26 protein-coding genes are annotated in these 25,971 nt (G+C 72.3%); 17 read left to right on the plus strand and 9 right to left on the minus strand.

Features of this window, described 5'->3' with window-relative positions; genetic code table 11:
- Positions 1 to 94: 94 nt before the first annotated feature.
- Both ABZX30_RS26225 and ABZX30_RS26230 read right to left on the minus strand, forming a co-directional pair.
- Complete coding sequence (locus ABZX30_RS26225) at positions 95 to 733, minus strand: SMI1/KNR4 family protein (RefSeq protein ID WP_355937607.1); 639 nt, start codon at positions 731 to 733, stop codon at positions 95 to 97.
- Between the two features lie 420 nt (positions 734 to 1,153).
- Positions 1,154 to 1,660 carry a cupin domain-containing protein gene (locus tag ABZX30_RS26230; RefSeq protein WP_355937609.1) on the minus strand — a complete coding sequence of 169 codons (507 nt, stop codon included), beginning with the start codon at positions 1,658 to 1,660 and terminating at the stop codon, positions 1,154 to 1,156.
- A gap of 139 nt (positions 1,661 to 1,799) precedes the next feature.
- On the opposite strand from ABZX30_RS26230, the gene ABZX30_RS26235 reads away from it, so the two are divergent.
- The 11 genes from ABZX30_RS26235 (at position 1,800) to ssuE (ending at position 12,341) form a co-directional block, all read left to right on the plus strand.
- Positions 1,800 to 2,249 (plus strand): Rrf2 family transcriptional regulator, encoded by a 450-nt coding sequence (locus ABZX30_RS26235; protein WP_355937611.1) that lies wholly within the window; start codon positions 1,800 to 1,802, stop codon positions 2,247 to 2,249.
- Complete coding sequence (locus ABZX30_RS26240; RefSeq protein WP_355937613.1) at positions 2,246 to 3,196, plus strand: DsbA family protein; 951 nt, start codon at positions 2,246 to 2,248, stop codon at positions 3,194 to 3,196. The genes ABZX30_RS26235 and ABZX30_RS26240 overlap by 4 nt, the downstream gene beginning before the upstream one ends.
- Positions 3,197 to 3,679: 483 nt before the next feature.
- On the plus strand, positions 3,680 to 5,242 hold the full coding sequence (locus ABZX30_RS26245; RefSeq protein ID WP_355937615.1) for an ABC transporter substrate-binding protein: 1,563 nt from the start codon (positions 3,680 to 3,682) through the stop codon (positions 5,240 to 5,242).
- Positions 5,243 to 5,288: 46 nt separating this feature from the next.
- Positions 5,289 to 6,320, plus strand: a complete 1,032-nt coding sequence (locus ABZX30_RS26250; RefSeq protein ID WP_355937616.1) for an ABC transporter permease — start codon at positions 5,289 to 5,291, stop codon at positions 6,318 to 6,320.
- A gap of 2 nt (positions 6,321 to 6,322) precedes the next feature.
- Positions 6,323 to 7,234 carry an ABC transporter permease gene (locus ABZX30_RS26255; protein WP_355937618.1) on the plus strand — a complete coding sequence of 304 codons (912 nt, stop codon included), beginning with the start codon at positions 6,323 to 6,325 and terminating at the stop codon, positions 7,232 to 7,234.
- A complete protein-coding gene (locus ABZX30_RS26260) occupies positions 7,234 to 8,139 on the plus strand; it encodes an ABC transporter ATP-binding protein (protein ID WP_355937620.1) in 906 nt (301 codons plus the stop codon). Before ABZX30_RS26255 ends, ABZX30_RS26260 begins: the two co-directional genes overlap by 1 nt.
- On the plus strand, positions 8,136 to 8,984 hold the full coding sequence (locus ABZX30_RS26265; RefSeq protein ID WP_355937622.1) for an ABC transporter ATP-binding protein: 849 nt from the start codon (positions 8,136 to 8,138) through the stop codon (positions 8,982 to 8,984). Before ABZX30_RS26260 ends, ABZX30_RS26265 begins: the two co-directional genes overlap by 4 nt.
- 47 nt (positions 8,985 to 9,031) lie before the next feature.
- Positions 9,032 to 10,372 (plus strand): LLM class flavin-dependent oxidoreductase, encoded by a 1,341-nt coding sequence (locus ABZX30_RS26270; RefSeq protein WP_355937624.1) that lies wholly within the window; start codon positions 9,032 to 9,034, stop codon positions 10,370 to 10,372.
- A 10-nt stretch (positions 10,373 to 10,382) separates the two neighbouring features.
- Complete coding sequence (locus ABZX30_RS26275; RefSeq protein ID WP_355937625.1) at positions 10,383 to 10,970, plus strand: hypothetical protein; 588 nt, start codon at positions 10,383 to 10,385, stop codon at positions 10,968 to 10,970.
- 1 nt (position 10,971) lies between these two features.
- The gene (locus ABZX30_RS26280) at positions 10,972 to 11,727 is read left to right on the plus strand and encodes an alpha/beta hydrolase (protein WP_355937627.1); all 756 of its coding nucleotides are present in this window, start codon (positions 10,972 to 10,974) and stop codon (positions 11,725 to 11,727) included.
- Between the two features lie 56 nt (positions 11,728 to 11,783).
- Positions 11,784 to 12,341 (plus strand): NADPH-dependent FMN reductase, encoded by a 558-nt coding sequence (gene ssuE / locus ABZX30_RS26285; RefSeq protein ID WP_355937629.1) that lies wholly within the window; start codon positions 11,784 to 11,786, stop codon positions 12,339 to 12,341.
- A gap of 70 nt (positions 12,342 to 12,411) precedes the next feature.
- On the opposite strand, the gene ABZX30_RS26290 is transcribed toward ssuE, so the two are convergent.
- The 7 genes from ABZX30_RS26290 to ABZX30_RS26320 are packed head-to-tail and all read right to left on the minus strand — an operon-like array spanning position 12,412 to position 18,913.
- Positions 12,412 to 12,891 (minus strand): LLM class flavin-dependent oxidoreductase, encoded by a 480-nt coding sequence (locus tag ABZX30_RS26290; RefSeq protein ID WP_355937631.1) that lies wholly within the window; start codon positions 12,889 to 12,891, stop codon positions 12,412 to 12,414.
- 17 nt (positions 12,892 to 12,908) lie between these two features.
- On the minus strand, positions 12,909 to 13,910 hold the full coding sequence (locus ABZX30_RS26295) for an LLM class F420-dependent oxidoreductase (RefSeq protein WP_355937633.1): 1,002 nt from the start codon (positions 13,908 to 13,910) through the stop codon (positions 12,909 to 12,911).
- Positions 13,911 to 13,951: 41 nt separating this feature from the next.
- A complete protein-coding gene (locus tag ABZX30_RS26300) occupies positions 13,952 to 15,553 on the minus strand; it encodes an ABC transporter substrate-binding protein (protein WP_355937635.1) in 1,602 nt (533 codons plus the stop codon).
- Positions 15,554 to 15,568: 15 nt separating this feature from the next.
- Complete coding sequence (locus ABZX30_RS26305; protein ID WP_355937637.1) at positions 15,569 to 16,348, minus strand: ATP-binding cassette domain-containing protein; 780 nt, start codon at positions 16,346 to 16,348, stop codon at positions 15,569 to 15,571.
- Entirely contained in the window at positions 16,345 to 17,127 is a 783-nt protein-coding gene (locus ABZX30_RS26310; RefSeq protein WP_355937639.1) for an ABC transporter ATP-binding protein, read from the minus strand. The genes ABZX30_RS26305 and ABZX30_RS26310 overlap by 4 nt, the downstream gene beginning before the upstream one ends.
- Positions 17,124 to 17,966, minus strand: a complete 843-nt coding sequence (locus tag ABZX30_RS26315; protein WP_355937641.1) for an ABC transporter permease — start codon at positions 17,964 to 17,966, stop codon at positions 17,124 to 17,126. Before ABZX30_RS26315 ends, ABZX30_RS26310 begins: the two co-directional genes overlap by 4 nt.
- Entirely contained in the window at positions 17,963 to 18,913 is a 951-nt protein-coding gene (locus ABZX30_RS26320; protein WP_355937643.1) for an ABC transporter permease, read from the minus strand. The genes ABZX30_RS26315 and ABZX30_RS26320 overlap by 4 nt, the downstream gene beginning before the upstream one ends.
- A 427-nt stretch (positions 18,914 to 19,340) precedes the next feature.
- On the opposite strand from ABZX30_RS26320, the gene ABZX30_RS26325 reads away from it, so the two are divergent.
- The 6 genes from ABZX30_RS26325 to ABZX30_RS26350 all read left to right on the plus strand — a co-directional run bounded on the left by ABZX30_RS26325 (position 19,341) and on the right by ABZX30_RS26350 (position 25,939).
- The gene (locus ABZX30_RS26325; RefSeq protein ID WP_355937645.1) at positions 19,341 to 20,264 is read left to right on the plus strand and encodes a response regulator transcription factor; all 924 of its coding nucleotides are present in this window, start codon (positions 19,341 to 19,343) and stop codon (positions 20,262 to 20,264) included.
- Positions 20,265 to 20,510: 246 nt separating this feature from the next.
- On the plus strand, positions 20,511 to 21,245 hold the full coding sequence (locus ABZX30_RS26330; protein ID WP_355937647.1) for a hypothetical protein: 735 nt from the start codon (positions 20,511 to 20,513) through the stop codon (positions 21,243 to 21,245).
- Positions 21,245 to 23,071, plus strand: a complete 1,827-nt coding sequence (gene asnB / locus ABZX30_RS26335) for an asparagine synthase (glutamine-hydrolyzing) (RefSeq protein WP_355937649.1) — start codon at positions 21,245 to 21,247, stop codon at positions 23,069 to 23,071. Before ABZX30_RS26330 ends, asnB begins: the two co-directional genes overlap by 1 nt.
- Positions 23,068 to 23,592 (plus strand): flavin reductase family protein, encoded by a 525-nt coding sequence (locus ABZX30_RS26340; RefSeq protein ID WP_355937651.1) that lies wholly within the window; start codon positions 23,068 to 23,070, stop codon positions 23,590 to 23,592. Before asnB ends, ABZX30_RS26340 begins: the two co-directional genes overlap by 4 nt.
- Positions 23,589 to 25,109: a 4-hydroxyphenylacetate 3-hydroxylase N-terminal domain-containing protein gene (locus ABZX30_RS26345; RefSeq protein ID WP_355937653.1), complete on the plus strand. Its 1,521-nt coding sequence runs from the start codon at positions 23,589 to 23,591 to the stop codon at positions 25,107 to 25,109. Before ABZX30_RS26340 ends, ABZX30_RS26345 begins: the two co-directional genes overlap by 4 nt.
- On the plus strand, positions 25,106 to 25,939 hold the full coding sequence (locus ABZX30_RS26350) for a class I SAM-dependent methyltransferase (protein WP_355937655.1): 834 nt from the start codon (positions 25,106 to 25,108) through the stop codon (positions 25,937 to 25,939). The genes ABZX30_RS26345 and ABZX30_RS26350 overlap by 4 nt, the downstream gene beginning before the upstream one ends.
- Positions 25,940 to 25,971 lie beyond the last annotated feature (32 nt).

The raw sequence follows: 25,971 nt of genomic DNA on the forward strand, positions 1-25,971 counted from the left end.
GCCCCTCTGATCGGGGGTTCTCCCCCCGCTCCCCCCCCCCCCCCGGGGCGGCGGGGCGCCCCCCCGCGCCCCCCCCCCCCCCCGCCGCCCTGCCCTACTCCCAGAGGACGAAGGCACGGTCATCACTGCCGGAGAGCCGCGGTCTCACCGGGTCGGCATAGCCGGGCAGCCGAATGTCCGTACCCTCGGTCAGGGCCACGAGAAGATCTCGAAACATGTGCGACAGGCTGTCCCATACTTTCACCGGACCCTCGGTGTCCCCGGCTTGCAGACCGTAGAGCACGTTCCCGAACCGGTCTCCCTCACGGTGGTCGACGATGAGCTTGCCTCCGGTGAGGTCGGTGGCGATCGGAACCCATCGAACATGGAACGCGTACCCGTACACCCCGTCATAGATGTCCCGGAACTCCGGTTCCTCCGACTCGTTTTCGTCGACCCATTCGGCGATCGCCTCCTCCAGGGCTCGTTGACCGGCACGCATTCCCGCGGCGGTGTGCAAGATGAAGCCCTCGGGGAGAATGACGCCGGGGCCGTTGTGCCCCTTCGTGGCGGTGACCCCGTCGTGCCGTTCCAACCACGCCACCAGATCGGGATGCAGGAGGAACCGGCGCTCGGCGACGGCATCGATGTCCTCCCGCGTCGCCGGCGGGTTCAGAGCGGCGTGGTCGGCGGGCGCGTTGGCCTCCAGCCACGCGTCGAGTCGGTCGAGGACAACGCTCAGGTCGTCAGTCATGTGGCAACTCTACGAGTGACAGGCGCGGATCGTCGGCCGCTGTCGGGGGCCACATCGCGCCTGCGCGGCGTCCTCTCCCCCCAACGCCACCTCCCTGACATGGTGGTCACCACAGCTTGCACGGTGTCACTGCCCTGAGGCGCCGACCGAACGCCGCCCTCGTCGGTACGTCCTCGGTCTCCCGCGCCACCACCCACCGGACCCTGATGTGTCTCGCCGACCACGGTCTCGTCCAGCGCGCCGGAGGGGCCTGGACCCTCGCGCCACGTGCGGTCGAGGAATGTCATGCCACCCCGGCAGCCGGCCGTGGTCCGCTTCCGTCCTGGGACGGCGTCCTGTCAACTGAGCAGCCGCCCAGCTCAGTTCACCATCGTCGCCTACACGACGGAACGGGTGGCGGAGCGAGCCGCGAGCCGGTCCTCAGGTCTCCACTGCCCCCAGCGCATACAGCCCCGGAAGGTTCACCACGATCGCCTCCTGTGTGCTGCGTGCGATCACCACCACGGCCTCCTCGGCCGGGTCCGGGTTCTCCTCGCGGTGCGGCACGAACGGGGGGACGAAGATGTAGTCCCCTGGGGAGGTGCGCAGGCGTACCTCCTCCGGCTCCGGGCCCGCGTCGTCGAGGAAGACGAACTCGGGGTGTCCGCTCACCACGTAGATGGCGGTCTCGGACTCGCCGTGGTGGTGGTCGGAGGAGGAGGTGGAGGGGGCTACGTGGGTCTGGCCCATCCACAGTTTCTCGGAGCCGACCGTCTTGCCGCTCACCGCGGCGAATCTGCGCATGCCGCCGCTCTGCGCCGTGTCGCCGTCGAGGGCGCCGGCGCGGATGTGGTGCAGGCGGGTGCGCAGGGGGGCTGCCGGCTGTCCTGCGGCGTCGTGGAGATGGGGGTGGAAACCTTCGCCGGGGGTTGTCAACGGCTCGCTCATGGTGGGGGACGCTAGAGCCGTCCCGAAAAGGATGTCAAGAGGTATCCATTGCCCTTCACCTGCGGCAATGTTTCCGCAATGTATGAGGGGAACCGATGGAGGTCCTCGTGGCGGGGCCTGCGTCGGGCATGATGTGCGCATGCATATCTCCGCGAAGGCGGACTACGCCACGCGGGCTCTGCTGGAGCTCGCCTGCGAACCTGCCCGTCCGCTCACGTGCGAGGCGATCGCCTCCTCGCAGCAGATCCCGTTCCGGTTCCTGAAGTCCGTGGTGGGCGAGCTGCGCAGAGCCGGTCTGGTGCGCAGCCAGCGCGGCTGCGAGGGCGGGTACTGGCTCGGCCGGCCCGCCGACGAGATCACGCTCCTGGACGTCTCCCGCGCTGTGGACGGTGAGTTGATCACCCTGCGCGGTGAACCCCTGGCCGGACTCGACTATCCCGAACCCGCTTCCGGCCTGCCCGGGATGTGGCGTCGTATCGAGGCCGAAGCCGCCGCCGTCCTGGGCGGTACGACCATCGCCACCCTGTTGCCCGCCACGACCGACGCGCGGGCGCCGAGCAAGCAGCTGAGCCGCCGGGGAGCCGCATGACGGCCGATGGGCACCGCCTCGCCGCCGAGGCCGCGGAAGTCGCCGAAGTCCTCGAAGTCGTCGAGTTCACCGATCCGCTGTGTCCCTGGGCCTGGGGTTCGGAACCGGTGTTCCGCCGGCTTCGCGCTGCGCTCGCGGGGCGGGTCCGTTGGCGCCGGGCGTACTGCATCCTCTTCGACCACGACGACGACCCCGCGCCCGACCCCGCCGCGGAAACCGCCTGGTACGCGCGCTACGTCGAGGACGTCAGCGCCCACACCCATGCCCCGCGGGCCGTTCGCCTGCGGCGCCTGGCCGCGAGTTCGTGGCCGGCCTCGCTGGTCGCCAAGGCAGCCGAGGCGCAGGGCGCCGAGGTGGCGGACCGGGTGCTGCGGCGGCTGCGGGAGAGCGTGTTCGTGCTCGGGGATCCTGCGGACACCCCCGCGTCGGCACTGTCCGCGGCGTCGGGTGTACCCGGCCTGGATGCCGGCCGGCTCGCGACCGACGCGGCGTCGGCGGACGTGCTGGAACGGGTGCGCGCCGACCGGGCCGAGGCGCGGCGCCCGGTCGACGAGGTGCTGTCGGTGCACGGCCACCCGTCGCCTCATCCCGGCGCCGCCAAGGAGACCTCCGACGGTCAACGCCGGTACACGCTGCCGACGTTGCTGGTGCGCGGCGCCGCCGGACACCGTGCGGTGCCGGGCTGGCGGCCGTACGAGGAGTACGTCTCGGCCGTGTCCGAACTCGGCCCGGGGCTGCTGCGCGCGCCCGCGGCGCTCGACCCGGCGGAGGCGCTCGCGCGCTATCGGACCCTGACCGAACCGGAGCGCGCCCTGCTGACCGGCGGCGGCTCGTGGCCGCCGGCCGGTGCCGTCCGTGTCGACACCGGCAACGGCCCGCTGTGGCTGCACCCGGAGGAGGCCGCGGTGCACCCCGCGGTCGGCCGCGGCGCTCCCTCCGTGCCCTGACAGGCCTCTGACCAGCGGTCAGACCGTCCCGCCCAATGAGACACCAATTGGTGTCCATTGACAGCCGCCGACGATCACCTCCAGGATGTGGAACATGCTCACGACGCACCCCGGTGTGGTGTGCCGCTACGTGGACCTGCGGCGCACCTGTAGCGCTCTCTGTCGCTGATACGCCGTTCCCGGACCACAGGCGCCTGACTCCGCTCCCGTAGGTACCGGCGCCCCACCGCCTCGCCGGTCGGCACCCGTCCGTTCGCGCCGCGCCCTTCGCGCTTCGTCGCCCCCTCCCTGCCTCGTATCCCGGTCTTCCCCGCGATCCGCCCGCGCCTCCCGTCCTGGACGTGCCGTCCCCTCGTGCGCCTCGAAGCCGCACCGGCATGTCCGTCACCCCGGTACGCGTGGTGCCCGGTCCCCGGGTGCACCTCCCTCGCTCCCTCTCCGCTGCCCCGGCGCGGCCGGGAGCCCTCGAAGAAAGAAGCAAAGATGTCCGGACGACTCACGCCACGCAGAAACCGGGCGGCCTTCCGGCCTTCCCGACTGCGTGCCGCCGCCCTGGGGACCGCCCTCGCCACCGTGCTCGTCCCCGCGCTCAGTGCCTGCGGCGGGGAGACCTCCACAGCCGGCGGGACCGCCACGCTGAAGTGGGCCTCCTCGTACTTCCCCACCCACTGGGACCCGGTGGTCAGCGGCAGTGGCGCCCAGTTCCGTGAACTCGCCCTGGTGTACGCCTCGTTGACCCGCACGGACGCGACCGGCAAGGCCGTGCCCGACCTGGCCAAGAGCTGGGAGTACAACGCCAAGGGCGACCAGATCACCTTCCATCTGCGGCCCGACCTGAAGTTCAGCGACGGTGAGCCGGTCGACGCGGCAGCGGTGAAGGCCGCCATCGAACGGGCCCAGAAGCAGAAGAACTCCGCACTCTTCGGTGACCTCACCTCGATCAAGTCGGTGGACGCCGACGGACTGGACGCGGTCCTCCATCTCACCCAGGTCGACCACCAGATCCCCCAGCTCCTCGGCGAGCGCGTCCTGCAGATCGCCAGTCCCAAGGCGGCCAAGTCACCCACCGAGCTGGACCAGAACCCGGTCGGCGCCGGCCCGTTCATCGTCACCCGGCTCGTGCCGGGCACCAAGGTCCTCCTGAAGAAGAACCCGGACTACTGGGACGCCAAGAACATCCACATCGACAACGTCGAGCTGACCTCGGCCCCGGACGCGGCCACGGTCGTCTCCGGGCTCCAGACCGGTGTCTACAACTTCGCCGACATCGAGCCCAGCCAGGCCGAGGCCGCCAAGAAGGCGGGGCTCGACGTCTTCGTCCAGCCAGGCTTCAACGCCAACAACATCAGCCTCAACGTCAACAAGGCGCCGTTCGACAACGACAAGGTCGTCGACGCCGTCCGCTACGCGATCAACCGCCAGGAGTTCGTCGACAAACTCACCTTCGGCTACGGCGCGGTGACCAACCAGCCGTTCCCCAAGGGCTATGTGGCCTATGACCCGCAGTCCGCGAACGACTACGCCTACGACCCGGCGAAGTCCAAGCAGCTGCTCTCCAATGCCGGTTACAAGGCGGGGCAGATCAAGCTGAACCTCGTCATCCCAGCGGAGGACCCCCAGGCGGAGATCGTCCAGTCGCAGTTGGCGAAGGTCGGCATCACCGTCACCATCAAGATCGACAAGAACTGGGCGACCCCGTTCTTCGCCAAGGACCTGACGTTCTCGCTGTACGGGACGACCGGACGTGACTCGGCCGCGCAGACCCTGACCGCGCACTTCGGTCCGAACGGCCCGCTCAACCTCAGCTCGCCGTACGAGCCGGCCGGCTTCGAGGCCGCCATCGCGAAGGTGCGGGAGACCCCGCTGGACTCGCCCGACTACGCGAAGGTCCTCCGGGCGGCGACCCGGGCCGGACTGCAGAGCAAGGCGCTGGTCTTCACCTACTCCTCGCCCAACCTCATCGCCAAGAGCAAGTCCGTCTCCGCCCTGCCCAAGAACCCGGCCCACATCGACTGGACCGGCGTGACCATCTCCGGCAACAACTGACACTCCGTCGAATCACAGGCAGTCCATTACAGAGAGGGGGCAGGCCATGACGACGACGGAGGCACCGGTCACACCGGCCGACGTACGTCACCGGGGTGCCACGACCGGGGTGCGGCACACGCTGGGCCGCGTCCTGGTCACCCTCGCCCGGTCGATCGCGATCTTCGTGCCCGTGTTCCTGGTCGCGACGTTCGTGACGTTCGCGTTGCGGTCGCTGAGCGGGCTCAGCCCGGCGCGGATCCAGCTGGGCGAGGAGGCGACTCCCGACGCGGTGGCGAGAGTCGAAGCGCAGTGGGGCCTCAACCGGCCCTTCCTCGTCCAGTACGTGGACTGGCTGGGCGGCGTCCTGCACGGACAACTCGGCACCAGCTGGACCAACGGTGCCGACATCTCGACGCTCATCGGCCTCGGCCTGGACGTGAGCTTGTCGGTGGCGTTCCTCGCACTGGTCATCGGAGTGGTCGCGGGCTTCGTGCTCGGCACGGTGGCCGCGCTGCGCCGCACCACGTGGATCGACCGCGCGATCACGGGCTTCGTCACGGTGATCTCGGTGATGCCCGCCTTCGTCGTCGGCATCGTGCTGGTCGCGGTGTTCGCGGTCGGGCTCCATGTGTTCCCGTCCGCCGGATACATCCCGGCGGCGCAGGGCTTCGGTCCCTGGCTCGCCCACATCACCCTGCCCGCGGTCGCGTTGAGCTTCGACGTCGTCGCGGACGTCGCCCGCCAGTTGCGCAGCAGCCTGGTCGCCGCCTATCGCGAGAACTACGTGACCGGCGCGGTCGTCCGGGGGCTCGGCCCACGCCGGATCTTCTTCGGGCATGTGCTGCGCAACGGGCTCGGCCCGGCGCTCGCCACGCTCGGCCTGAAGTTCCCCACGCTGGTCGGCGCCTCCGTCGTCACCGAGTGGATCTTCGGGCTCCAGGGCTTCGGCCGGTTCGCCAACGACTCAGCCCAGGCCGGTGACGTACCCGCCGTCCAGGGGGTCCTGGTGGTGTCGATCGTCCTGGTCGTCGTCTTCAACCTGATCGTCAACCTGGTGCTGGCGCGTGTGACGCCGGCGTCCCAGCGGGGGGTGTGACCATGGTGCGCCGCGTGCTCTCCCTCACGTCAGGCCGGATCGCCCTGGTGATCCTGACCGTGATCGCCCTGCTCGCCGTCCTCGGGCCGGTCATCGCGCCCCACGATCCGCTGGCCGCCGGCCCCGACACCCTCGCCGACGCCTCCGGTTCCCACTGGCTGGGAACGGACTACCTCGGCCGCGATGTCCTCAGCCGGCTCCTCGACGGCTCCCGGGTCAGCGTCCTCGGCTCCCTCGAAGTCGCCCTCACCGCACTGGGCGTCGGCGCGGTCCCCGGCATCCTGTCGGTGTACCTCGGCCGGGCCTTCGAATGGATCACCCTCCGGCTGACCGACACGCTCGTCGCGCTGCCCTTCCTGCTGTTCGCGGTCGCCGTGGTCGCGCTGCTCGGCAACGGCATCACCCAGGCGATGCTGGTCACGGGTGTGCTGGTGTCCCCCTTGTTCTACCGGGTGGCACGAGCCGCCACGCTGGCCGTGGCCCGCTCGCCGTACGTGGAGGCGGCGCTCATCTCCGGCGCCTCCATCGGGTGGGTCGTCCGCCGGCACGTCTGGGTCAAGGTGCTGCCGCCGGTCGCGGTCGCGCTCGCCCAGACCATCGGCGTCGGCTTCGTCATCGTCTCGTCCCTGACCTTCCTGGGCATCGGCGTCCAGCCGCCCGCGCCCACCTGGGGCGGGCTGCTCGACTCGGACCTCGGCTACCTCTCGCAGAAGCCGTGGGCGCCGCTGGCCCCCGCCCTGCTCATCATGGTCACCGTCTGGGCCTGCAACCTCCTCGCCGACGCCATCCGCGACGTCTCCGGCGAGGCGGGGCGCGCCCTCGTCAACAACCGCAGGGCGCGGACCCGGCGCCGCGCGGGCACCGACGCCGGCTCCGCTGCCGATCCCGCTCATGTGCACGCCGGAGGTGCGTGATGGCCACCCTCTCCACGAAAGTCCTGACCTGCCCCGCGAAGCCAGGTACGGCGCAACCCGCCGGCCCCTCGCGCGATCCCTCCGCGCCCGTCCTGTCCGTACGCGACGTACGCATCAGCGACCAGGCCGCCGGCCAGGAGATCGTCCACGGCGTCAGCTTCACGCTCGAGCCCGGCACGTCCGTCGGCGTCGTCGGCGAGTCCGGCAGCGGCAAGACCCTCACCTGCCGGGCCGCGCTGGGCATCCTGCCCACGCACTTCGAGGTCACCGGCGGCTCGATCGAGATCGACGGTCAGGACATCTCCGCACTGTCGTCGGCGCAGTGGACGGCCCTGCGCGGGACCACCATCAGCGCGGTCTTCCAGGACCCGGCGTCCTACCTCAACCCCTCGATCCGCGTGGGCGCGCAGATCACCGAGGTCCTGCGGGTCAAGAAGGGACTCAAGCGGCGCGAGGCACGCCGACAGGCCATCGAGCTGCTCCACGCGGTGCGGCTGCGCGACCCCGAGCTGGTCTACGGCCAGTACGCCTTCGAACTCTCCGGCGGCATGCTCCAGCGGGTCCTCATCGCGGCCGCGATCGCCGCCGGCCCGCGCGTCCTCATCGCGGACGAGGCCACGACCGCGCTCGACGTCACCGTCCAGGCCGAGATCCTCGACCTGCTGGCCGACCTGCGCGAGCGCACCGGGCTGGCTCTCGTCCTGGTCTCCCACGACCTGGCCGTCGTCGCCCAGCTCTGCGACGAGGTCCTCGTCCTGCGGCAGGGCGAGGTCGTCGAGCAAGGCCCGACCCACGAGGTGCTCCATCGCCCGCGGCACGAGTACACGCGGCTGCTGATCGCCGAGCACGAACAGTACGGCCTGGACAAGTTCCTCGGCGCAGAGGCCGTAGAGGAGGACACGTGAGCACCCGCACGGCACAGCAGGCCACCGGTCCCGTCCTCGAGGTGTCCGGCCTCGAAGTGCACTACGGAGCGCGTCGACGCCGACGTCGTGCCCTGCACGGTGTCTCGCTGAGCATCGCACCGGGCGAGACGGTGGGGATCATCGGTGAGACCGGTTCGGGAAAGTCGACGCTCGCGCGGGCCGCGCTCGGGCTGGTGCGTGCGTCGGGCGGGTCGATCGTGATCGACGGCGAGGAGGTCGCCGCGTACGGGCACCGCCAGTGGCGCGCGCTGCGGCGCCGGGGAGTCATCCAGTACGTCTTCCAGGACCCGCTGCGCAGTCTCGACCCGGACATCACCATCGAGGCGTCCCTGGCCGAACCGCTTTTGATCCAGGGCGTGTCCCGGCAGGAGGCCGCGACGCGGGTGCGCACCTTCCTGGACCGGGTGCGGCTGTCCGAGGATCTGCTCGACCGGCTGCCCGGCGAGCTGTCCGGCGGCCAGCGCCAACGGGTCTCGGTGGCACGGGCGTTGGTGACCGAGCCGCGTCTCGTCATTCTCGACGAGCCGGTCAGCGCCCTCGACTCGGCCAACCGCGTCCAGATCCTGCAGATCCTCAAGGAACTGCGAACCGACGGGGTCGCCCTCGTCTTCATCTCCCACGACCTCGGTTCCGTCGCCGGGGTCGCCGACCGGATCGCCGTGCTCTACCAGGGCGAGCTGGTCGAGACCGGCGCCGCCGCCGACGTCATCAACCAGCCGCAGCACGTCTACACGCGCCTGCTCGTACGGTCCGCGCCGACCCTGCACGGCGCGGCCGCCGGCCGGGCCGAACGGGAGGCCCTGCGCGCCCTCCTGCACGCCTGACGCTCCCGCGACCTTCCTCGACCTCCCTCGACAGAACAGGAACAGCTATGTCCCGTACGCTCCACCTCGCCCTCCACCCCTACGGCGTGGGCGGTCCCGGCCAGCACGGCCTGTGGAAGGACCCACGGATCGCGAAGAACGCCAGCATCGACATCAACTACTACATCCGCTTGGCGCAGGCGGCCGAACACGCCCTCTTCGACGCCCTGTTCATCGTCGACAGCCAGTTCATCAACGCCACCTACCCGGCGCACTACCTCAACCGGCTGGAGCCGCTGACCCTGTTGTCGGCCGTCGCCACCCACACCAAGCACCTCGGACTGGTGGGCACGGCGAGTTCGACGTACAACTCGCCTTTCAACCTGGCCCGCCGGTTCGCCTCGCTCGACCACATCAGCGGCGGGCGGGCCGGCTGGAACGTCGTCACCAGCTTCGACACCGGCACCGCACGGAACTTCGGGCTCGACGAACACCTCGACTACGCCACCCGCTACGGCCGCGCCCTGGAGTTCGTACAGGTCGCCCGGGGGCTGTGGGACTCCTACGAGGACGACGCCTTCCCGGCCGACGTCGAGCGGGGTGTGTTCCTCGACCCGACCAAGCTCCACGAACTCGGCCACGCGGGCGAGCACTTCAAGGTCGCGGGCCCGCTCAACCTCTCCCGCTCCCCGCAGGGCCAACCGGTCATCTTCCAGGCCGGCGTGTCCGAGGAGGGCCGTGATCTCGCCGCGCAGGTCGCCGAGGGCATCTTCGCGCCCGGGGGCAGCCTGGAGCAGGCGCGGGACTACTACGCCGACATCAAGAAGCGCACCGCCGCCCACGGCCGCGACCCCGACCACGTCAAGATCCTCATCCACGGCGGCCCGGTCGTCGCCGCGACCGACGAGGCGGCCCGCCGTCGCGAACGGGAGATCTTCGAGGAGGACGACGACTTCGACCGCAACCTGGCCCTGCTGGGCCGCTCCTTCGGGGCGTACGACTTCAGCGTGCACGATCTGGACGCGCCCTTCCCCGATGTCGCCCACCTCGCCGAGAAGGGCGGGCGCACCGGTGCGGCGCAGCTCATCGAGCGGGCCAGGACGGAGAACCTGACCTTGCGGCAAGTGGCGCAGTCCGTGAACCAGTTCCGCCGGTCGCCGTTCGTCGGGGACCCGCGGACCGTGGCCGACACGATCCAGCAGTGGTTCGACGCCGGCGCCTTCGACGGCATCAACCTCGCCTTCCGCACCGAGGACGAACTCGACTACTTCGTCGACGGCGTCGTCCCGATCCTCCAGAAGCGCGGCCTGTTCCGCACCGAGTACGCGGCCGACACCCTGCGCGGCAACCTCGGCCTGCCGATCCCGGCCAACCGGCACACCCGCGAGCGCCGGCTCCTGAACGGCTGAAGGCCGCGCCATGACCGAACTGCCGGCGACGGGGGGCCGCGACGTCCACACGGTCCGCCTCCCCGCCGCAACTCCCCCGGCGACGGTGGACGTCCTCGTCGTCGGCGCGGGCCCGGTGGGCCTCGGGGCGGCCGTCGAGCTGACCCCGCGCGGCGTCCGGATCGCGGGTCGGGTGACGGCGGCACGCACACCGGCTCCGGTCACCACCGCGGTCCGACAGCGACATCACCCGCGCATCGGCTCGTCCCGGTTCGTGTTCCCGGCCAAGGACCGGCGCACCGCGCTCGCGGCGATCGGCGACGCCGTCCACCGGGCCGCGCTGCGCGTGGCGGAGCACGGAGCGTTCCCCAGGGACCTGGACGCGAACAAGGCGTTGCGCCGCTCCCACTCCCTCTACGGCCATCCCGAGGAGATCGTCGCGGCGCTCGGGCAGGAGAAGGTGCTGCCCGTCGCGACGGACCTGATCACCCCGTTCAACCCCGCCGTCCCCGACCACGACGCCGCGATCCGTGCCCTTGAGCTCATCACGACCGAGGTGGCACCCGCGTCGGGCTGGAAGCCCGCGCAGGCGGCCGAACCCGCATCCGCAGGAGTGTGACATGCCCCAGTACAGCGACTACTTCGGCCCCGAGGGCCTCCTCGTCCGCGGCACGATCGTCGTCGTGCCCGGCCGTGGCGAGACCCGGGCGACCTACGCCCGCTTCGGCAGGCGGCTCGCCGCCGACGCCTACCGGGTCCGCGTGATCGACTCCCCCGACCTCGCCACCGAGGACCTGACCGCTCTCGCCGCCCGCCTCGCCGAGGCCGCCGGGAGCACCACGGCCGAGGACGGTGTCGCAGGGCCCCTCGTCCTGGTCGGAGCCGACTCGGGCGCCGCCGCGATCGCCGCGCTGCTCGACCGGGAAGCGGCCCGTCAGCCCGATGCCGTGATCCTCGCGGGACTCCCCGGCCGTGCCCCCGCGACCACCCCCAATGCCGGCACCTGGGACGAGGAACTCGACGTCCGCACCTCCTGCCCCACCCACCGGGGCGCCCTCACCCAGGACCCCGAGGTGCGGCGCGGCTCTCTCGACGACGCGATCCCGGACGACGTGCTCGCCGCCGCCTACGACAGCGAAGCCGGTCTCCCGACCCTGTTCCTGGTCGGCGACGCCGATCCCCTCGCGGACCAGGAGGCGCTCGCCCGTACCGCCAAGGCCCGTGTACGGGCTCGTCTTTCGGTCGTCCACGGAGCCCACCACGACGTCCTCAACGACCTCCAGCACCGCTCGGTGGCCGCCGAGGTCATCGCCTTCCTGGAGACCCTGCGCAACGACCTGCGGCCCCTCGTCACGGTGCGGTCGAGTGCCTGGTGAGCGTCCCGCCGCCCACGTATCACGCCATCTGAACCCCGACCCCGGAAGGTCCCGTCATGGCCTCGATCCTGTCCGTCTCCGGAAGCCCCTCCCCCACCTCACGCACCGCCCGACTCCTGCGTCACCTCGACGACCGGCTGCGCCTCCAGGGCCACGACGTCACGCCGCTGGAAGTGCGCACCCTGCCCGCGCAGGCGCTGCTCGGCGCCGACTTCGGGCATCCGGCGATCGTCGCCGCGCAGGCCCTGTTCGAGCAGGCGGACGGGGTGGTGATCGGCACGCCGGTCTACAAGGCCGCCTACTCCGGCCTGTTGAAGTCGCTCCTCGACCTGCTCCCGCAGTACGCGCTGACCGGCAAGACGGTCCTGCCACTGGCCACCGGCGGCAGCACGGCCCATGTCCTGGCCCTCGACTACGCGTTGCGGCCGGTGCTGAGTTCCATGGGACCGTCGCACATCGTGCCGGGCTGGTTCACCCTCGACACAGATCTCACGGTCGGCGACGACGGCTCCCTGGCCGTGGCACCCGCCGCCGCCACGGCGCTGGAACAGGTCACCGACCACTTCTCCACCGTCTTGGGAGGTCGTACGGCGGTGCTCGCATCCGCGGGGTGACCCGCGCCGGGCTCCGGCCTACCAACCACGGCGCCCATGAGTCCGGCCCGTCCGCAACAGGGTCACCACCTCACGTCGCAGGCGACGGTCTTCCTCCGTCTCCACCGCTGTGTCCAGTTGCACGATGTCGATGCCGGCCGTGCGCAGCCAGTCGATGCGGTCCGCCACCGTGGGGGGCGTCGGCGTCGCTGGAGCCGACGATCATGTGCGCGGCGGCCCGGCCGCCCGACAGCCGGTCAAGGGTGGCGAGGGACCGGGCCGCCGCGGTGGGCGCGGTGACGCCGATCCGGTGGGCCACGGCGATCCGCAGCCGGCTGGTGGCCGCGAGGGCCCAGGTCGCGACGATCCGCGGGTCCGGCCAGGAACTCGACTGGGTCACCAGTGCGCTGTCGAGTCCGTCCTCCTCGTTCTCCCGGGCGCTGCGGGCGACGTGGCCGGGGTCCGCGTCCCGCGCGCGGGGGTCGGGGGCGAAGCGCAGCGCCTGCCGTTCCCGTGGCGTGTCGCCGGGCACCGGGGCGGCGCGGACGCCGCCGCGCAGGTCGAGTTCCATGCCGGAACCTCCACAGGTCAGCCGCCGGTGGGTCCCAGGCGGGCCAGGGTGTCGATCAGCCTGCCCCGGCTGACGAACACCTCGGGGGGCAGGGAGACGTAGAGCTGGAGCGTGGTCACACCGGGGCGGTGGTAGCGCAGGATGCGTTCGCGGCACTCCTCGGGCGAACCGCTGATGAACAGTCCGTCCACGACCTCGTCCGGCAGCGCCTTCTGGGCCGCCTCGATGTCTCCCGCGGCCCAGCGCTCGTGCGATTCACGCAGCAGTTCGCCGTGGCCGAGCCACTCGTGGAACTTGCGGTACGGCTCCCGGTTGAGGATCCAGGCGAGGAAGGGCCGGGTGGCGCGGTGGGCGTAGTCGGTGTCCTCGGTGGGACAGACGAAGACCTTGACGACGAGTTCCTTGCCGGGCGGTTGCGGGCCCACCGCGTCGAGGATCTTCGGTACGTCCTCGGGGAAGAGCAGGTTGGTGATGGCGCCGTCCCCTTCGGTGAAGCCGAGCCGCAGCATGCCGGGCCGCAGTGCGCCGAGGATGACCTTGACCGGGGCGGCCGGCGGATGCGGCAGCCGGTAGCCGGTGATCGAGAAGGTGTCGAAGTCGCCCGCGATGTGCTCGCCGCGCAGTGCCCGCGTCACGAAGCGCAGCACGTCACGCGTCCGCTTGAAGGGTTCGTCGAAGGGGATGCCGTTGATGTCGGTGACGTGCGCGGGCACCGACGCACCGAGCCCCAACAGCAGTCTTCCAGGTGCCAGTTGGGCCAGTGTGGCGGCGGTCTGGGCGAGGACGGCCGGTCCGCGGGTGTGCACGGGGACGATACCGGTGGCGATCCGCAGCGTGTCCGACCAGGCGGCGGTGACGGCGAGCGGGGTGAAGGCGTCGGTGCCGCCGCCCTCCGCGCTCCACACGTCGGTGTAGCCGAGGTCGGGCAGCCGCTCCACGAGGAAGCGGTGCCGGTCGATGGTCAGGCCCGGCAGGGGCAGGGTGATGCCCCACTTGGGCGGTTGCCGGTCGTCGCTCATACGGACGGCCCTCCTTTCGTACGTCGTCGGGGGCAGGTCGGTCACTTGCCGACCCACACGGTGGTGAGGTCCAGGAACCAGGACTGCGGTTGGACGAGACCGTGGACCGTGGGGGCGAGGGCGCGCGGGTTGCGGTCGTTGACCACGAACAGCCAGGGCGCGTCCTGGGTGACCCGGGTGAGTGCCTGCCGGTAGTCGCTCTGCCGGGTGGCCTTGTCGGGCGAGGCCGCGGCCGCCGCGAGGAGCTTGTCGACACTCGGGTTGCTGTAGTGGCCGGTCCAGAAGGGGCTGTTGCCGCCGATGAACAGCGGCAGCAACGCCTCGGACTGGAAGAGGGTGGTGGACTGGGCGATGGCGTCCGATCCCAGGGCGACCTCGCCCTTGGCCTCGGCGCCGATCAGCGTCGTCCAGTCGGAGGTGCGGATGGTCACCTTGATGCCGACGGCGGCCAGATCGCGTTGCAGCGCCTCGGTGATCGGCACGGGCAGCAGATTGCCCGAGCCGCCGGTCGGCACGGTGACGGAGGTGCTGAAGCCGTTCGGGTAGCCGGCCTCGGCCAGCAGCTTTCTGGCCTTGGCGGGATCGTAGGAGTAGGTGTTCCCCTTGGGGTCGTAGGCGAAGGTGGCGCGCGGGGCGGCCTGGTAGGCGGGGTCCGCGGTGCCGTGCAGGAGGTCGTCGGCGATGGCCTTGCGGTTGATGGCGTAGTTGGCGGCCCGGCGTACCCCGACGTTCTTCCAGGGGCCCTTGGTGGTGTCGAGGATCCAGTACCAGAGGTGGTCGTAGCTGTTGGTGACGATCTGCGCGCCGTCGGCCTTGAGGCTCGCGAGGTCGTCCGGGTTGGGGTACTCGATCCAGTTGACGGAGCCTGACCGCAGGGCGGCGGTGCGGGCCGCGGGGTCGGGGAGCGCCTTGACGACCAGTCGGTCGAGCTTGGGCGCGCCGCGCCAGTAGTGCTTGTTGGCGACGAGTTCGATCTGTTCGCCGGGGGTCTGGGACTTGAAGCTGAACGGCCCGGTCCCGACGGGGTGTCGGGAGAAGTCCGCCGACCCCGACTTGCGTACGGCGGTGGGGCTGGCGATCAGGACGTGGGCGAGGTCCTCGGGGAAGTGCCCGTTGGGGGACTTCGTCACCAACTGGAGGTGGTCGGCGTCGAGTTTGCGGTAGCGGGTGATGTCTCCGGCGTACTCGCCCGCGGCGGCTCCCAGGGCGGCGGTGTGGTAGGCGTTCTTCTTGTCGAGGTAGCGGTCGAGGTTGAAGATCACCGAGTCGGCGTCGAAGCGGGTGCCGTCCTGGAAGGTGACGCCCTTGCGCAGGGTGAAGGTCCACGTCCTGTGGTCGGCGGCGACCTTCCAGGAGGTGGCGAGGGCCCCCGTGATCTCGGACGGGGCGTCGGCCCTGGACAGGTCGTAGCGGGTGAGGCCCTCGTACAGCTGGAAGGAGACCAGTCGCTTGCCCTCGAAGCCGGCGCCGCCGATGACGGTGTCGGGGTTGGGGAGCTTGCCGGTCGTGCCGATGACGAGGGCGCCGCCGCGCCCGGCGGACCGGCCGGCGGCCTGCCCGGCGGAGGACGAGCCGCAGCCCGCGACGGCGAGCAGGAGAAGGGCGGCCGGGAGAGCGGTGCTGATGCGGGGGCGGTGCTTCATGGGGTTCCCGTCGGTTCAGTGGAGCAGTGAGGTTTCGCCGGTGGCCGCCGCCAGCAGGGCCCTGGTGTAGGGGTGTCGGGGTGCCGTCCAGACGGTGTCGGCGCGGCCTTCCTCGACGATCCGGCCGTGCCGCAGCACGGTCACCCGGTGGGCAAGGCGCCGTACGACGGCCAGGTCGTGCGAGATGAAGAGGTAGGCCAGGCCCAGGCGGTCCTGGAGGTCGGTGAGCAGGTCGAGGACCTGGGCCTGCGCCTCGGGGTCGAGGGCGGAGGTCGGCTCGTCGCAGACGACGAGCCGGGGCCGGGTGGCGAGCGCGCGGGCGACGGCGACGCGTTGCAGCTGGCCTCCCGACAGTTCGCCGGGGTGGCGGCGGGCGAGCAGGGGGTCGAGGCCGACCTGCCGGAACAACTCCGCCACCAGGGTCGAGCGTTCGCGGCGCGGCGTGCCCTGAGCGCGCAGGGCGAAGTTCACGGCCTCCCCGGCCCGCAGGCTCGGATTGAGCGAACCCCGGGGGTGCTGGGGCACGAACTGGAGGTGGGCCCGGATCGCCCGTCCGGCCCGGCCGTGCAGCCGTGCCGGGTCGTGCCCGGCGAAGCGGACCGTCCCTTCTGTGGGTGCGACCAGGCCGAGGGCGAGCCGGGCGAGGGTGGACTTGCCGGAGCCGGACTCGCCCACCAGAGCCAGGGTTTCACCGGCGGCGACGCTCAGGGTGACGTCCTCCACGGCGACCGGGCCGCGCGGGTAGCACTTGGTGACGTGGGCGACGGTGAGCAGCACGTCCTGGGAGTCGGTCACGGGCGGTCTCCGAGCGGGGCGGCGAACGGTTCACCGGCGGGGAGGGCGGCGCGGGTGAGCACCTTGTCGGCCGGGCCTGTCTCGACGATCCGGCCCTCGCGCATGACGGCCACCCGGCCGCCGATCCGGCGCGCCACGCCCAGGTCGTGGGTGATGAGCAGCAGGGCGAGGCCGTGCTGGGTGCGGAGGTTGTCGAACAGGTCGAGGATCCGGCCCCGGACGAGGGCGTCGAGGGCGGTGGTGGGTTCGTCGGCGATCAGCAGTTCGGGGCCGCAGGAGACGGCCAGGGCGATCGCCGCGCGCTGTCTCAGCCCGCCGGACAGTTCGTGGGGGTACGCGCGGGCCACCTGCTCCGGGTCCGTGATGCCTGCGGTGGTCAGCAGTCCGGGGACGGCGGAGCGGGCCGTGCGCCGGCTGTCGGCGACGCGGTGGCGCAGCAGGACCTCGGTGATCTGCGGGCCGATCCGGCGCAGCGGGTCGAGGGCACCGGTGGGGTCCTGCGGGACGTAGCCGATACGGCGTCCGCGGATGCGGGACAGGGCGGCCTCGCCCAGGGTCCGCAGGTCGGTGCCGCCGAGCCGGATCCGGCCGGTGACGTGCGCCTCACGGCCGGGCAGGCCCAGGACCGTCCGGGCGACCGTGGTCTTGCCGCTGCCGGACTGCCCCAGGAGCACCAGGGCGGCGCCCTCCTCCAGGGTGAGCGAGACGTCGTCCACCGCCTGGACCGGGCCGTCGCGGCGGTCGTGGCGCACCGACAGGTTCTCCACGCAGAGGGTCATCGCGCCCCCTGCGGGAGTCGGGCCGCGCGGTCGCCGACGCGGTGGCGCAGGGCGTCGCCGAGGGTGTTGAAGACGACCGACACGACGAGGATGGTGAGCGCGGGCAGGATCGCGACGAAGGGATGCGTGAACAGGCTGGGGCGCAACTCGTCGAGCATGGCGCCCCATTCGGCGGCCGGCGGAGCGACGCCGAGGCCGAGGAAGGACAGTCCGGCGGCGTACACGACGCAGAGGCCGACGAGTGAGGACGCGTAGACGAGGACGACCGGGGCGACGACCGGGGCCACCTGGCGCAGCGCGATCGCCGTACGCCCGGCGCCGCTGACCCGTGCGGCCTCCAGGTACTCGGCGGTGCGGATGCGCTGCACCTCCGTGAAGACCACTCGGGCCACAGCCGGGGTGAGGACGACGGACAGGGCGAGGACGGTCGCGGTCAGGCCGGGTCGCAGGAGCGTGGCCACGGCGATGGCCAGCAGGACGCCGGGGAAGGCGTACAGCACGTCGAGGGCGCGCAGCAGGGACTGTTCGGTGATCTTGCCGCCGAGTCCGGCGGTGATGCCGACGGCGGTGCCGGCCGTCGTGGCGACCGCCACCGGCAGCAGGCCGCCGATGAGCGAGGGCCTGGTGCCGAGGATCAGTCGGCTGAGCAGGTCGCGGCCCTGGGAGTCGGTGCCGAGCGGATGCCCCGGGCTGCCGGGATCCAGCAGCCGGTGCTGGAGCGACCCGGCGGTCGCCGTGCAGGGGGCGAGCAGCGGTCCGGCCAGGGCGAGCAGGAGCAGCAGCGCGGCACAGCCGGCCGGGATCAGCAGGCCCGGGTCGCGGTACGGGGCGCGGCTCATGCCGTGCTCCGCACGCGCGGGTCGACGAGCGCGTGGGCCGCGTCGACGAAGATGTTGACGCCGACGAAGGCCACGGCGACGACCAGTACTCCCCCTTGGACCAGGGGCAGGTCGCGTGCGGTCAGCGCGTCGTACAGGAGCCGCCCGATTCCGGGCCAGGCGAACAGGGTCTCCACGAAGACCACCCCCTCCAGCAGATAGGCGAGTTGCAGGCCGCCGATGGTGAGCAGCGCGGGTGAGGCGTTGTGCGCGCAGTGGCGCAGGACGGCCGTCCGGCTCAGGCCCCGGGCCCGCAGCCCGTCGGCGAGGTCGGAGGCGAGCGCGGCGCCGAGCGCGGTCCGGAACACCCGGGCGGTGAGGCCGAGCGGCACGAGAGCGGCCGCGGTGGCGGGCAGCACGAGATGGCGCAGCAGGTCGGGTGTGCCGCCGGCGCCGAACACGTCGTGCGTGCCACCGGCCGGGAACCACCGCAGCCGCACCGCGAAGACCGCCAGGAGCAGCAGGGCCACCGAGTACTGCGGGGCGGACACGGCCAGGGTGCTCAGCGCTCCCGACAGCCTGCCGCCCGCGCCGCCGGGTCGTACGGCGCCGAGCGCGCCCAGCAGCACGCCGCCGGTGACAACCAGCAGGAACGCGGCGCCCGCCAGGATCAGGGTCTGGCCGAGCGCGGGCAACAGCAGCTCCCCGACCGGGCGTTGGGCGGAGATCGAGGTGCCCAGGTCGCCGTGTGCGGCGTGCCAGAGCCAGCCGGCGTAGCGCGCGGGCAGCGGCCGCCCGGTGCCGAGGCGTGCGGCGAGTTCCCGGCGGGCCGCGGCCGGGGCGCCGGGGCCCAGCAGGGCGGCGACCGGGTCGCCGGGGATCAGGGCGACGGTGGCGTAGACGACGGCGCTCACGCCGAGCAGCGTCGGCACGGCGAGCAGCAGCCGGCGCAGCAGGAACCGGGTCATCCCGGGGCAGGGTGGGACGGGGGTCCTGACATGGGGGTGATCCCTTCCTCGGCGGGCGAGTCGGTGCGTGGGCGAGTCGGTGCGTGGGCGAGTCGGTGCGTGAGGAAGGGTGCGGGGCGGGCCGGGGCGGCAACCAGCCAGGCGTTCATGCTGATACCGGAGGTCATAGGATCGCCGGGACCCGGCAGACCGACCTTGACCCGGCACAAAATGGCCAATTACCCTTCCTGTATGGCCCCTTGGCGAACCGACTTCACGCTGGTCGGTATCGGCGGCTCGTGGCACCGCAGGTGCTTCGACGAGACCTGTCCCCGCGCACCACGCTGACCGCCCGGCCTGTTCGCCGTCCCGGCAGCGTCCTCCTCCGTCATCCCGCCGGGCCCGGTCCAGGGCACGGCGCCGCCGTACCCGAGGGGACCGCGACACGATGCGACGCACCGTCGAAGCACCGATCGAGCCGCTGGAGCCGATCACGGCGCCGGGCCTTGCACCGGCCGTCCGCAGGGGCCCTGGCACGCTGCGCAGGCCGTCCGGCACAGCCGCTCTGCACGCCGAGATAGACAACCCACTGGATCTGATCGCCGGTCACCAGCTGCTGGCCGAGACCGACCACCGGCGCGCGCAGGCGCCGACGCGCGGCAGGGCCGCCTGCGAGTGCGGCCATCCCGTGTGCGGGGCGTCGTCGAGCGGACCCGCCGCCGGCACGAGAGTGTTCCTCGTCGAACGGCATCCGGTGGCCCGCGCGGGGCTGCGCAGCGTGCTGTCGACGGTGCCCGGTCTGACGGTCGTGGGCACCACGGGGGACCAGGAGCACGCCCTGGGCAGCGTGCGGCGGGTACGGCCGGACGTGATCCTCCTCGGACAGGGGGACTCCCTGGAGGACGATCTGGCCGCGGTGGTGCGGATGCGCGGCGCCGACGGCGCCCCGGACGCGCGGGTCCTGCTGCTGCGCCGGGCCGAGACCACGGCCGAGGCCAACCGGATGCTCCTGGCCGGTGCGAGCGGATGCTTCCCACTGGAGCTGGCGGAGGACCGGATCATCGGCGCGGTGACGCTGGCCGCGGCGGGCGGCTCGGTGTTCCTGCCGGCACCGCCCGCCGCCCGGCTGCCGGTGGCGAGCGCGGCCGGACACGCCGCCGAGCCGCTCCCGCAGCACTGCGGGCTCACCGACCGCGAACGCGATGTCCTCGCGAAGCTCGCCCAGGGGCTGAGCAACGCGGAGATCGGCCGCGAACTGGCCCTGGCCGAGGCCACGGTGAAGAAACACCTCACGCAGGCCATGCGCAAGACCGGCCAACCGGACCGGCTGCGGGCGGCGTTGTACGCGCACCGGCACGGCTTGGCGGGTTGAACTCCGTACGGCAGCGGTCCCCGCAGCGGCAATCCGCACGGCGGTAATCGGGGCGGGCACTCCATCGGGTGCCCGCCCCGTGGTGTGCCGTGCGCCTGGCGGGGAGCGACGTTCGGAGCAGTGCGGGTGAGCCGATGGTCGCCCGCGCCGCATCCCTTCGGGGCTTCTGAGTGATCATGCCGACGCATAGCGTTGCCGACGACCTGAACCCCGAGGCCAGCACCCCCTCTGCCGAAGGAGATCCTGATGAGCGATGCGCCCGACGCAGGCATCGCCCCCGCGGTCGCCGACGTACTGCACGATCCGTACGCCGGCGCACGCCCCGAACCCGACCCGCCCCACCCTCCGTACCGGGGCATGTCCGACGCCGACCGGTCCGCGCTCTGGCAACAGCGTCTCCACGAGACCGAGGCGGGACTGACCCGGCTGCTCGCGGCCCGCGGCGACCAGGTCCACCTCACCGACTGGTTCGCGCTCCAGGCCGAGATCTTCGCCGACCTGCCCGACCCCGGCACCGCCCTGCCGTCCGCCTGGCAACGGGTGTTCTTCCGCGGCCAGGCCCTGATGGAGCGGTTCCTGGTGGCCCGTTACGGCGAGGAGGTGCTGGCCGACTGGGCCCGTGCCAACGCCGAGATATACCGGCAGGTCGAACCCGACCACGGCCGCGGCGCCGCCGACCCGATCCACCGGATCGCCCGGCAGGCCGAACTGTACGGCTCCGCCTACGAGTTCGACGAGGAGACACCGCCCACCGCCGCACGGGCCGCGCTGACGATCACCCACTGCTCGATCTGGGACTACCGCGAGCAGGCGCGGCGCACCGGCGTCCGCCTCACCCTCGCCTCCCCCTGCACCTACTGCACCGAAGCCCTCTCCGCCAACATCCGTGCGAAGGGCTTCCGGCCTTCGCACCAGTTGCGCAGCGGCCCCACCGGCCACGGCTGCCACTGGGAGGCCACCGACGAACGACAGGAGCCGTGATGTGCGGCGTCTCCGGCTGGATCGACTGGGAGACCGATCTGCGCACCCGGGAGCGGACGGTACGTGCCATGGCCGAGACCCTGGCCTGCCGCGGCCCCGACGCCGGCGGCGTCTGGCTGTCCCGGCACGCCGCCCTCGGCCACCGCAGGCTCTCGGTGATCGACCTCGAGGGCGGCGGCCAGCCGCTGCCCGACCAGGACACCGACACCGTGCTCAGCTACAACGGCGAGCTGTACAACTACCGGGAACTGCGCCGTGAGTTGCGGTCCCTGGGCCACTCCTTCCGCACGCGCTCCGACACCGAGGTCGTCCTGCGGGCCCACCTCCAGTGGGGGGATGCCGCGCCCCGGCGCTTCAACGGCATCTTCGCCTACGCGTTGTGGGACGGCCGGCGCCAGAGGCTTCTCCTGGTCCGGGACCACCTGGGCGTCAAGCCGCTGTACTGGCACGCCCGCCGCGCCGGAGTGCTGTTCGGCTCCGAACCCAAGGCCGTCCTCGCCAACCCGCTGTTCCGGCCCGAGCTGGACGCCGAGGGCGTCGCGGAGCTCTTCGCGCTGCCGGCCGCCCCGACCGCCGGGCACGGCATCTTCCGCGGACTGCGCGAGCTGCGCCCCGGCCACCTGCTGACCGTCAGCCGCGGCGCGACGCGGGAACTGCGCTACTGGCAGCTGACCTCGGCACCCCACACCGACGACGCGGCCACCACCCGTGCACGGGTCCGCGACCTGCTCGCCGACACCGTCGAACGCCAGATGCTCAGCGATGTCCCGCTGTGCACCCTGCTGTCCGGCGGCGTCGACTCCAGCGCGATCACCGCGCTCGCCGCCGCGGCCCGCGAGCGCACCGGGCACTCCAAGGTGACCAGCTTCTCGGTGGACTTCCCCGGCAGCGCCGAGCGCGCCCCGGACGCCTGGCGCACCGGCGCCGACGCGCCGTTCGTCCAGGCGGCCGTGGAGCACATCGGCACCCTGCACACCTCGGTCGTGGTCCCCGACGACGACCTGCTGGACGCCCGGGACGCCGTACTGCGTGCCCGCGACCGGCCCGGCTGGGGGGAGATGGACGCCTCGCTGCACCTGCTGTTCCGCGAGGTGCGGCGGCGCTCCACGGTCGCCCTCTCCGGGGAGGCGGCCGACGAGATCTTCGGCGGATACCCCTACTTCCACGATCCCGCGGCGCGGGCCGCCGACACCTTCCCCTGGCTGCACGGGCGCGGCACGCCTGCCGAGCTGCTGCGGCCCGACGTGCGCGCACAGGTGCGCCCGCACGAGTACACGGCCGAGCAGTACCGGCGCTCGCTGGCCGAAGTGCCGTCGCTGCCCGGGGAGCCGGCCGCCGACCGGCGGATCCGGGAGATCTTCCACCTGGCCCTGACCCGCTGGCTGCCCCCGCTCCTGGAGCGCGCCGACCGGGTCAGCATGTCGGTGGGCCTGGAGTTGCGGGTGCCTTTCTGCGACCACCGGCTCGTGGAGTACCTGTGGAACGTCCCCTGGGCGCTCAAGGCGCCGGGCAAACGCCCCAAGGGGCTGCTGCGCGACGCCGTACGGGATCTGCTGCCGCCGCAGGTCACCGACCGCCCCAAGAGCGGCTACCCCTCCACGCCCGCCGTGCGCTACACCGAGGTGCTCACGGCCCGCGCGCACGAACTGCTCGCCGACCCGAACGCCCCCGTCTTCGACCTGGTGGACCGGGCCGCCGTCCGCGCCGCCCTCGCCGAGGGTCGGCCGCTGCCCAGCCCGCGCACCGCGCCCAACCCCGTCGGCGGGCTCGATCACCTGGTCCAGGTGGACGAATGGCTGCGGGCCTACCGCGTGAGCCTGCGATGAGCGCACCGGCCCTCGACGCCTTCCGCGAGGCCGCCCGGCTCTGGACGACCGGGGTGGCGGTGCTCACCGCGCGGCACGGCGAGGAGGTGTTCGCGAAGACGGTGTCCTCGCTGTGCCCGCTCTCCCTGGACCCGCTGCTGCTCAGCGTCGCCGTGGACCGGCGCAGTCCGCTCGCGGACGCGGTGCGCGCCGACGCGCGGTTCGCCGTCGGGGTGCTCGGCGCCCGCCAGGAGGCCCTGGCCCGGCGGTTCGCCACGCCCGGCGCGGGACGCGCACTGGGCCTGTTCACCGGGGCGCCCATGCGGACCGCGGCGACCGGGACGCCCGTTCTGGAGGAGTGCCTCGCCTGGTTCGACTGCCGACTGCACGCCGTCCTGCCGGGCGGCGACCACGCCCTGCTGGTCGGGCGGGTCGTCGCCGCCGGCGACAGCGGACCGGGTGAACCCCTCCTGTACCACGACCGCGCGTTCCGTTCCCTCGCCCCTCTGCCCGTACCCACCCCCACAGGAGTCAGCGCATGACCCTGCCCGACGCCACCGCCACCGCCCGGGGCCTGCTCACCGGCGACCGGTACCGCGAGGAGCTGACCGACGGCCGCGAGCTCTATCTCGACGGCAAGCGCGTCAGCGATCCCGTCACGCATCCCGCCTTCCGGCCCGCCGTGGACGAACTCGCCCGGCTGCTGGACCTCCAGCACGACCCCGCCCATCACGAACTGCTCACCTACAAGGACCCCGACAGCGGTCGCCGGATCGCCCGCGGCTACCAACCGCCGCGCACCATTGAGGAGTTGCGCCTCCAGCGGCGCAGCGCCGAGTTCTGGCACGCCGAGTCGCTGGGCCAGCACGGGCGTTCCCCGGCCTTCATGTCCTCCATCGCGCTCGGCGTGTACGACTTCCGTCACCAACTCGAGCGCGCACACGCCGGGTTCGGCGCCAACGCGGAAAGCTGGTACCGGCACTGCGCGGACAACGACCTGGTCCTCTCGCACGCCCTGGGCGATCCGCAGATCGACCGCTCGACCGACCCGGTCGACGATCCCGACCTGGCGCTGCGGGTCCTCGCCGAGAACGACGACGGCATCGTCGTGCGCGGAGCCAAACAGCTGACGACCCTCGCGCCGCTCGCGCACGAGGTACTGGTGTACCTGTCGGCGTCCTTCACCCAGCGGCGCGGCGAGCAGTTCGTGGTGTGGTTCGCGCTGCCGCTCAACACGCCGGGCCTGATCACCCTGTGCCGCGAGCCGCTCGGCGACGCTCCGTGGGGGCACGCGCATCCGCTCGGCGCCCGCTTCGACGAGCAGGACGCCATGCTGTTCTTCGACGACGTGACCGTGCCGTGGGACCGCGTCTTCCTGCTGCGCAACGGCGCGTTGGCGCGCACCGGGCTGGCCCGGATCAACGCCTGGAGCGCGTACATCGGGCACGTGCGCTACCGGGAGCGGCTGCGCACGCTGCTGGCCACCGCCACCCTGGTGGCCGAGAGCATCGGCGTCGACCAGTTCCGCAACATCCAGGAGGACCTGGGCCGCCTGGCCGGGTACGCGGAGCTGACCGAGCTGTTCCTCGACGCCGCCGAGGCCCGCGCCCAGGTCACCGACAGCGGGCTGCTCGCCCCCGGCGACACCGCCGCCGGCCGCGTCTGGTCGGCCGAGGTGGCGGGCAGCGCGGTGGAGATCCTGCGCACGATCGGCGCCTCGGGCCTGCTGATGCAGCCCACCGCGGGCGACCTCGCCAACCCCCGGCTGCGCCCGCACCTCGACCGGTACATGCGCGGCCGGGGCATCGACGCCGAGCGCAAGTCCCGGCTGTTCAGGCTCGCCTGGGAACTCACCGGGGACGGCTTCGGCCAGCGCCAGCACCTGTACGAGTACGTCCACCGGGGCGACCTCGCCCGCAACCGGATCAACCTGTTCAGGCGCTACGACCAGAGCGGCACCCGGGAGCGGCTGCTGCGCCTGCTCGAACCGACCGGCGCCACCGCATCCGAACCCGGCTCCGACTCCGACTCCGACTCCGCCCGGGAGGCCCGTCCATGACCGCGTCCGCCGCCGAGATCCAGGCCCGCACGCTGGCCGGCTACGCCGATGCCAGCAGGCTGCGCCAGGTGCACGACCGCGACTGGGTCCTCGACCAGGTCACCGGCGAACCCCGCGTGCTGCTCGACCTGGGCAGCGGTATCGGCCAGCTGCTCGGGGCCGCCCTCGACCGCTTCCCCTCGCTGGAGCAGGCCGTGGGTCTTGAACGCTCCCCGCACCGGATAGCCGAGGCCGCCGGGCGGCTGCGCGGGTACGGGCCGCGGGTCGCCCTGCACGAGTCCGACCTCACCGCACCGGAACCGCTCCCCCACCGCCCGGACGTCGTCACCATGACGTCGGTCCTGCACTGGCTGTACCCGCACGAGCAACGGGTCCTGAAGTGGACCCACGACCACCTCGCGCCGGACGGGGTCTTCCTGCTGACGACCTACCACCCGACGCGCGACGCGCACGGTCTGGGCGGTGAGGACGACATCGTACGCACCGTCCTCGCATCCCGGCACGCCGATGTTCCGGGCCTGTTCACGGCCGCCGGGATCCTGCCGATCGCGACCCGCACCCGGACGTTCGACGAGCTGGAGCCGCTGCTGGAGCGGTACTTCCGGATCGAGGCGGTCCGCGACCGGGACGCGGTGGTGACCGTGGAGAGCGCCGCACAGTACGAGCACTTCCACGCGGCGACGTTCGGCGACTACTACAGCCGGCTCGTGGAGTCCGCGGAACGCGCCGGGTTCTTCCGGGCGGTCGGCGAGGCGGCGTGGCGGCGGCAGGCGGAGACCGGACATGTCAGTCACATGACGGTACGGCTGTGGCGGCTCGCGCCCGCGTAACCTGAGACGACCCGCACGGCCGAGGAGCCACC

Source organism: Streptomyces sp. NPDC004542, assembly GCF_040610035.1.
Lineage (GTDB): Bacteria > Actinomycetota > Actinomycetes > Streptomycetales > Streptomycetaceae > Streptomyces.

Bases quoted from the DNA above. Each gene is read 5' to 3' on its own strand.
- ABZX30_RS26275 (WP_355937625.1), top strand. From the start codon at position 10,383: ATGACCGAACTGCCGGCGACGGGGGGCCGCGACGTCCACACGGTCCGC.
- ABZX30_RS26240 (WP_355937613.1), top strand. From the start codon at position 2,246: ATGACGGCCGATGGGCACCGCCTCGCCGCCGAGGCCGCGGAAGTCGCC.
- ABZX30_RS26325 (WP_355937645.1), top strand. From the start codon at position 19,341: ATGCGACGCACCGTCGAAGCACCGATCGAGCCGCTGGAGCCGATCACG.
- ABZX30_RS26340 (WP_355937651.1), top strand. From the start codon at position 23,068: ATGAGCGCACCGGCCCTCGACGCCTTCCGCGAGGCCGCCCGGCTCTGG.
- ABZX30_RS26230 (WP_355937609.1), bottom strand. From the start codon at position 1,660: ATGAGCGAGCCGTTGACAACCCCCGGCGAAGGTTTCCACCCCCATCTC.
- ABZX30_RS26235 (WP_355937611.1), top strand. From the start codon at position 1,800: ATGCATATCTCCGCGAAGGCGGACTACGCCACGCGGGCTCTGCTGGAG.
- ABZX30_RS26300 (WP_355937635.1), bottom strand. From the start codon at position 15,553: ATGAAGCACCGCCCCCGCATCAGCACCGCTCTCCCGGCCGCCCTTCTC.
- ABZX30_RS26330 (WP_355937647.1), top strand. From the start codon at position 20,511: ATGAGCGATGCGCCCGACGCAGGCATCGCCCCCGCGGTCGCCGACGTA.
- ABZX30_RS26250 (WP_355937616.1), top strand. From the start codon at position 5,289: ATGACGACGACGGAGGCACCGGTCACACCGGCCGACGTACGTCACCGG.
- ssuE (WP_355937629.1), top strand. From the start codon at position 11,784: ATGGCCTCGATCCTGTCCGTCTCCGGAAGCCCCTCCCCCACCTCACGC.
- ABZX30_RS26320 (WP_355937643.1), bottom strand. From the start codon at position 18,913: ATGACCCGGTTCCTGCTGCGCCGGCTGCTGCTCGCCGTGCCGACGCTG.
- ABZX30_RS26295 (WP_355937633.1), bottom strand. From the start codon at position 13,910: ATGAGCGACGACCGGCAACCGCCCAAGTGGGGCATCACCCTGCCCCTG.
- ABZX30_RS26255 (WP_355937618.1), top strand. From the start codon at position 6,323: ATGGTGCGCCGCGTGCTCTCCCTCACGTCAGGCCGGATCGCCCTGGTG.
- ABZX30_RS26315 (WP_355937641.1), bottom strand. From the start codon at position 17,966: ATGAGCCGCGCCCCGTACCGCGACCCGGGCCTGCTGATCCCGGCCGGC.
- ABZX30_RS26345 (WP_355937653.1), top strand. From the start codon at position 23,589: ATGACCCTGCCCGACGCCACCGCCACCGCCCGGGGCCTGCTCACCGGC.
- ABZX30_RS26245 (WP_355937615.1), top strand. From the start codon at position 3,680: ATGTCCGGACGACTCACGCCACGCAGAAACCGGGCGGCCTTCCGGCCT.
- ABZX30_RS26270 (WP_355937624.1), top strand. From the start codon at position 9,032: ATGTCCCGTACGCTCCACCTCGCCCTCCACCCCTACGGCGTGGGCGGT.
- ABZX30_RS26260 (WP_355937620.1), top strand. From the start codon at position 7,234: ATGGCCACCCTCTCCACGAAAGTCCTGACCTGCCCCGCGAAGCCAGGT.
- asnB (WP_355937649.1), top strand. From the start codon at position 21,245: ATGTGCGGCGTCTCCGGCTGGATCGACTGGGAGACCGATCTGCGCACC.
- ABZX30_RS26225 (WP_355937607.1), bottom strand. From the start codon at position 733: ATGACTGACGACCTGAGCGTTGTCCTCGACCGACTCGACGCGTGGCTG.
- ABZX30_RS26350 (WP_355937655.1), top strand. From the start codon at position 25,106: ATGACCGCGTCCGCCGCCGAGATCCAGGCCCGCACGCTGGCCGGCTAC.
- ABZX30_RS26310 (WP_355937639.1), bottom strand. From the start codon at position 17,127: ATGACCCTCTGCGTGGAGAACCTGTCGGTGCGCCACGACCGCCGCGAC.
- ABZX30_RS26280 (WP_355937627.1), top strand. From the start codon at position 10,972: ATGCCCCAGTACAGCGACTACTTCGGCCCCGAGGGCCTCCTCGTCCGC.
- ABZX30_RS26290 (WP_355937631.1), bottom strand. From the start codon at position 12,891: ATGGAACTCGACCTGCGCGGCGGCGTCCGCGCCGCCCCGGTGCCCGGC.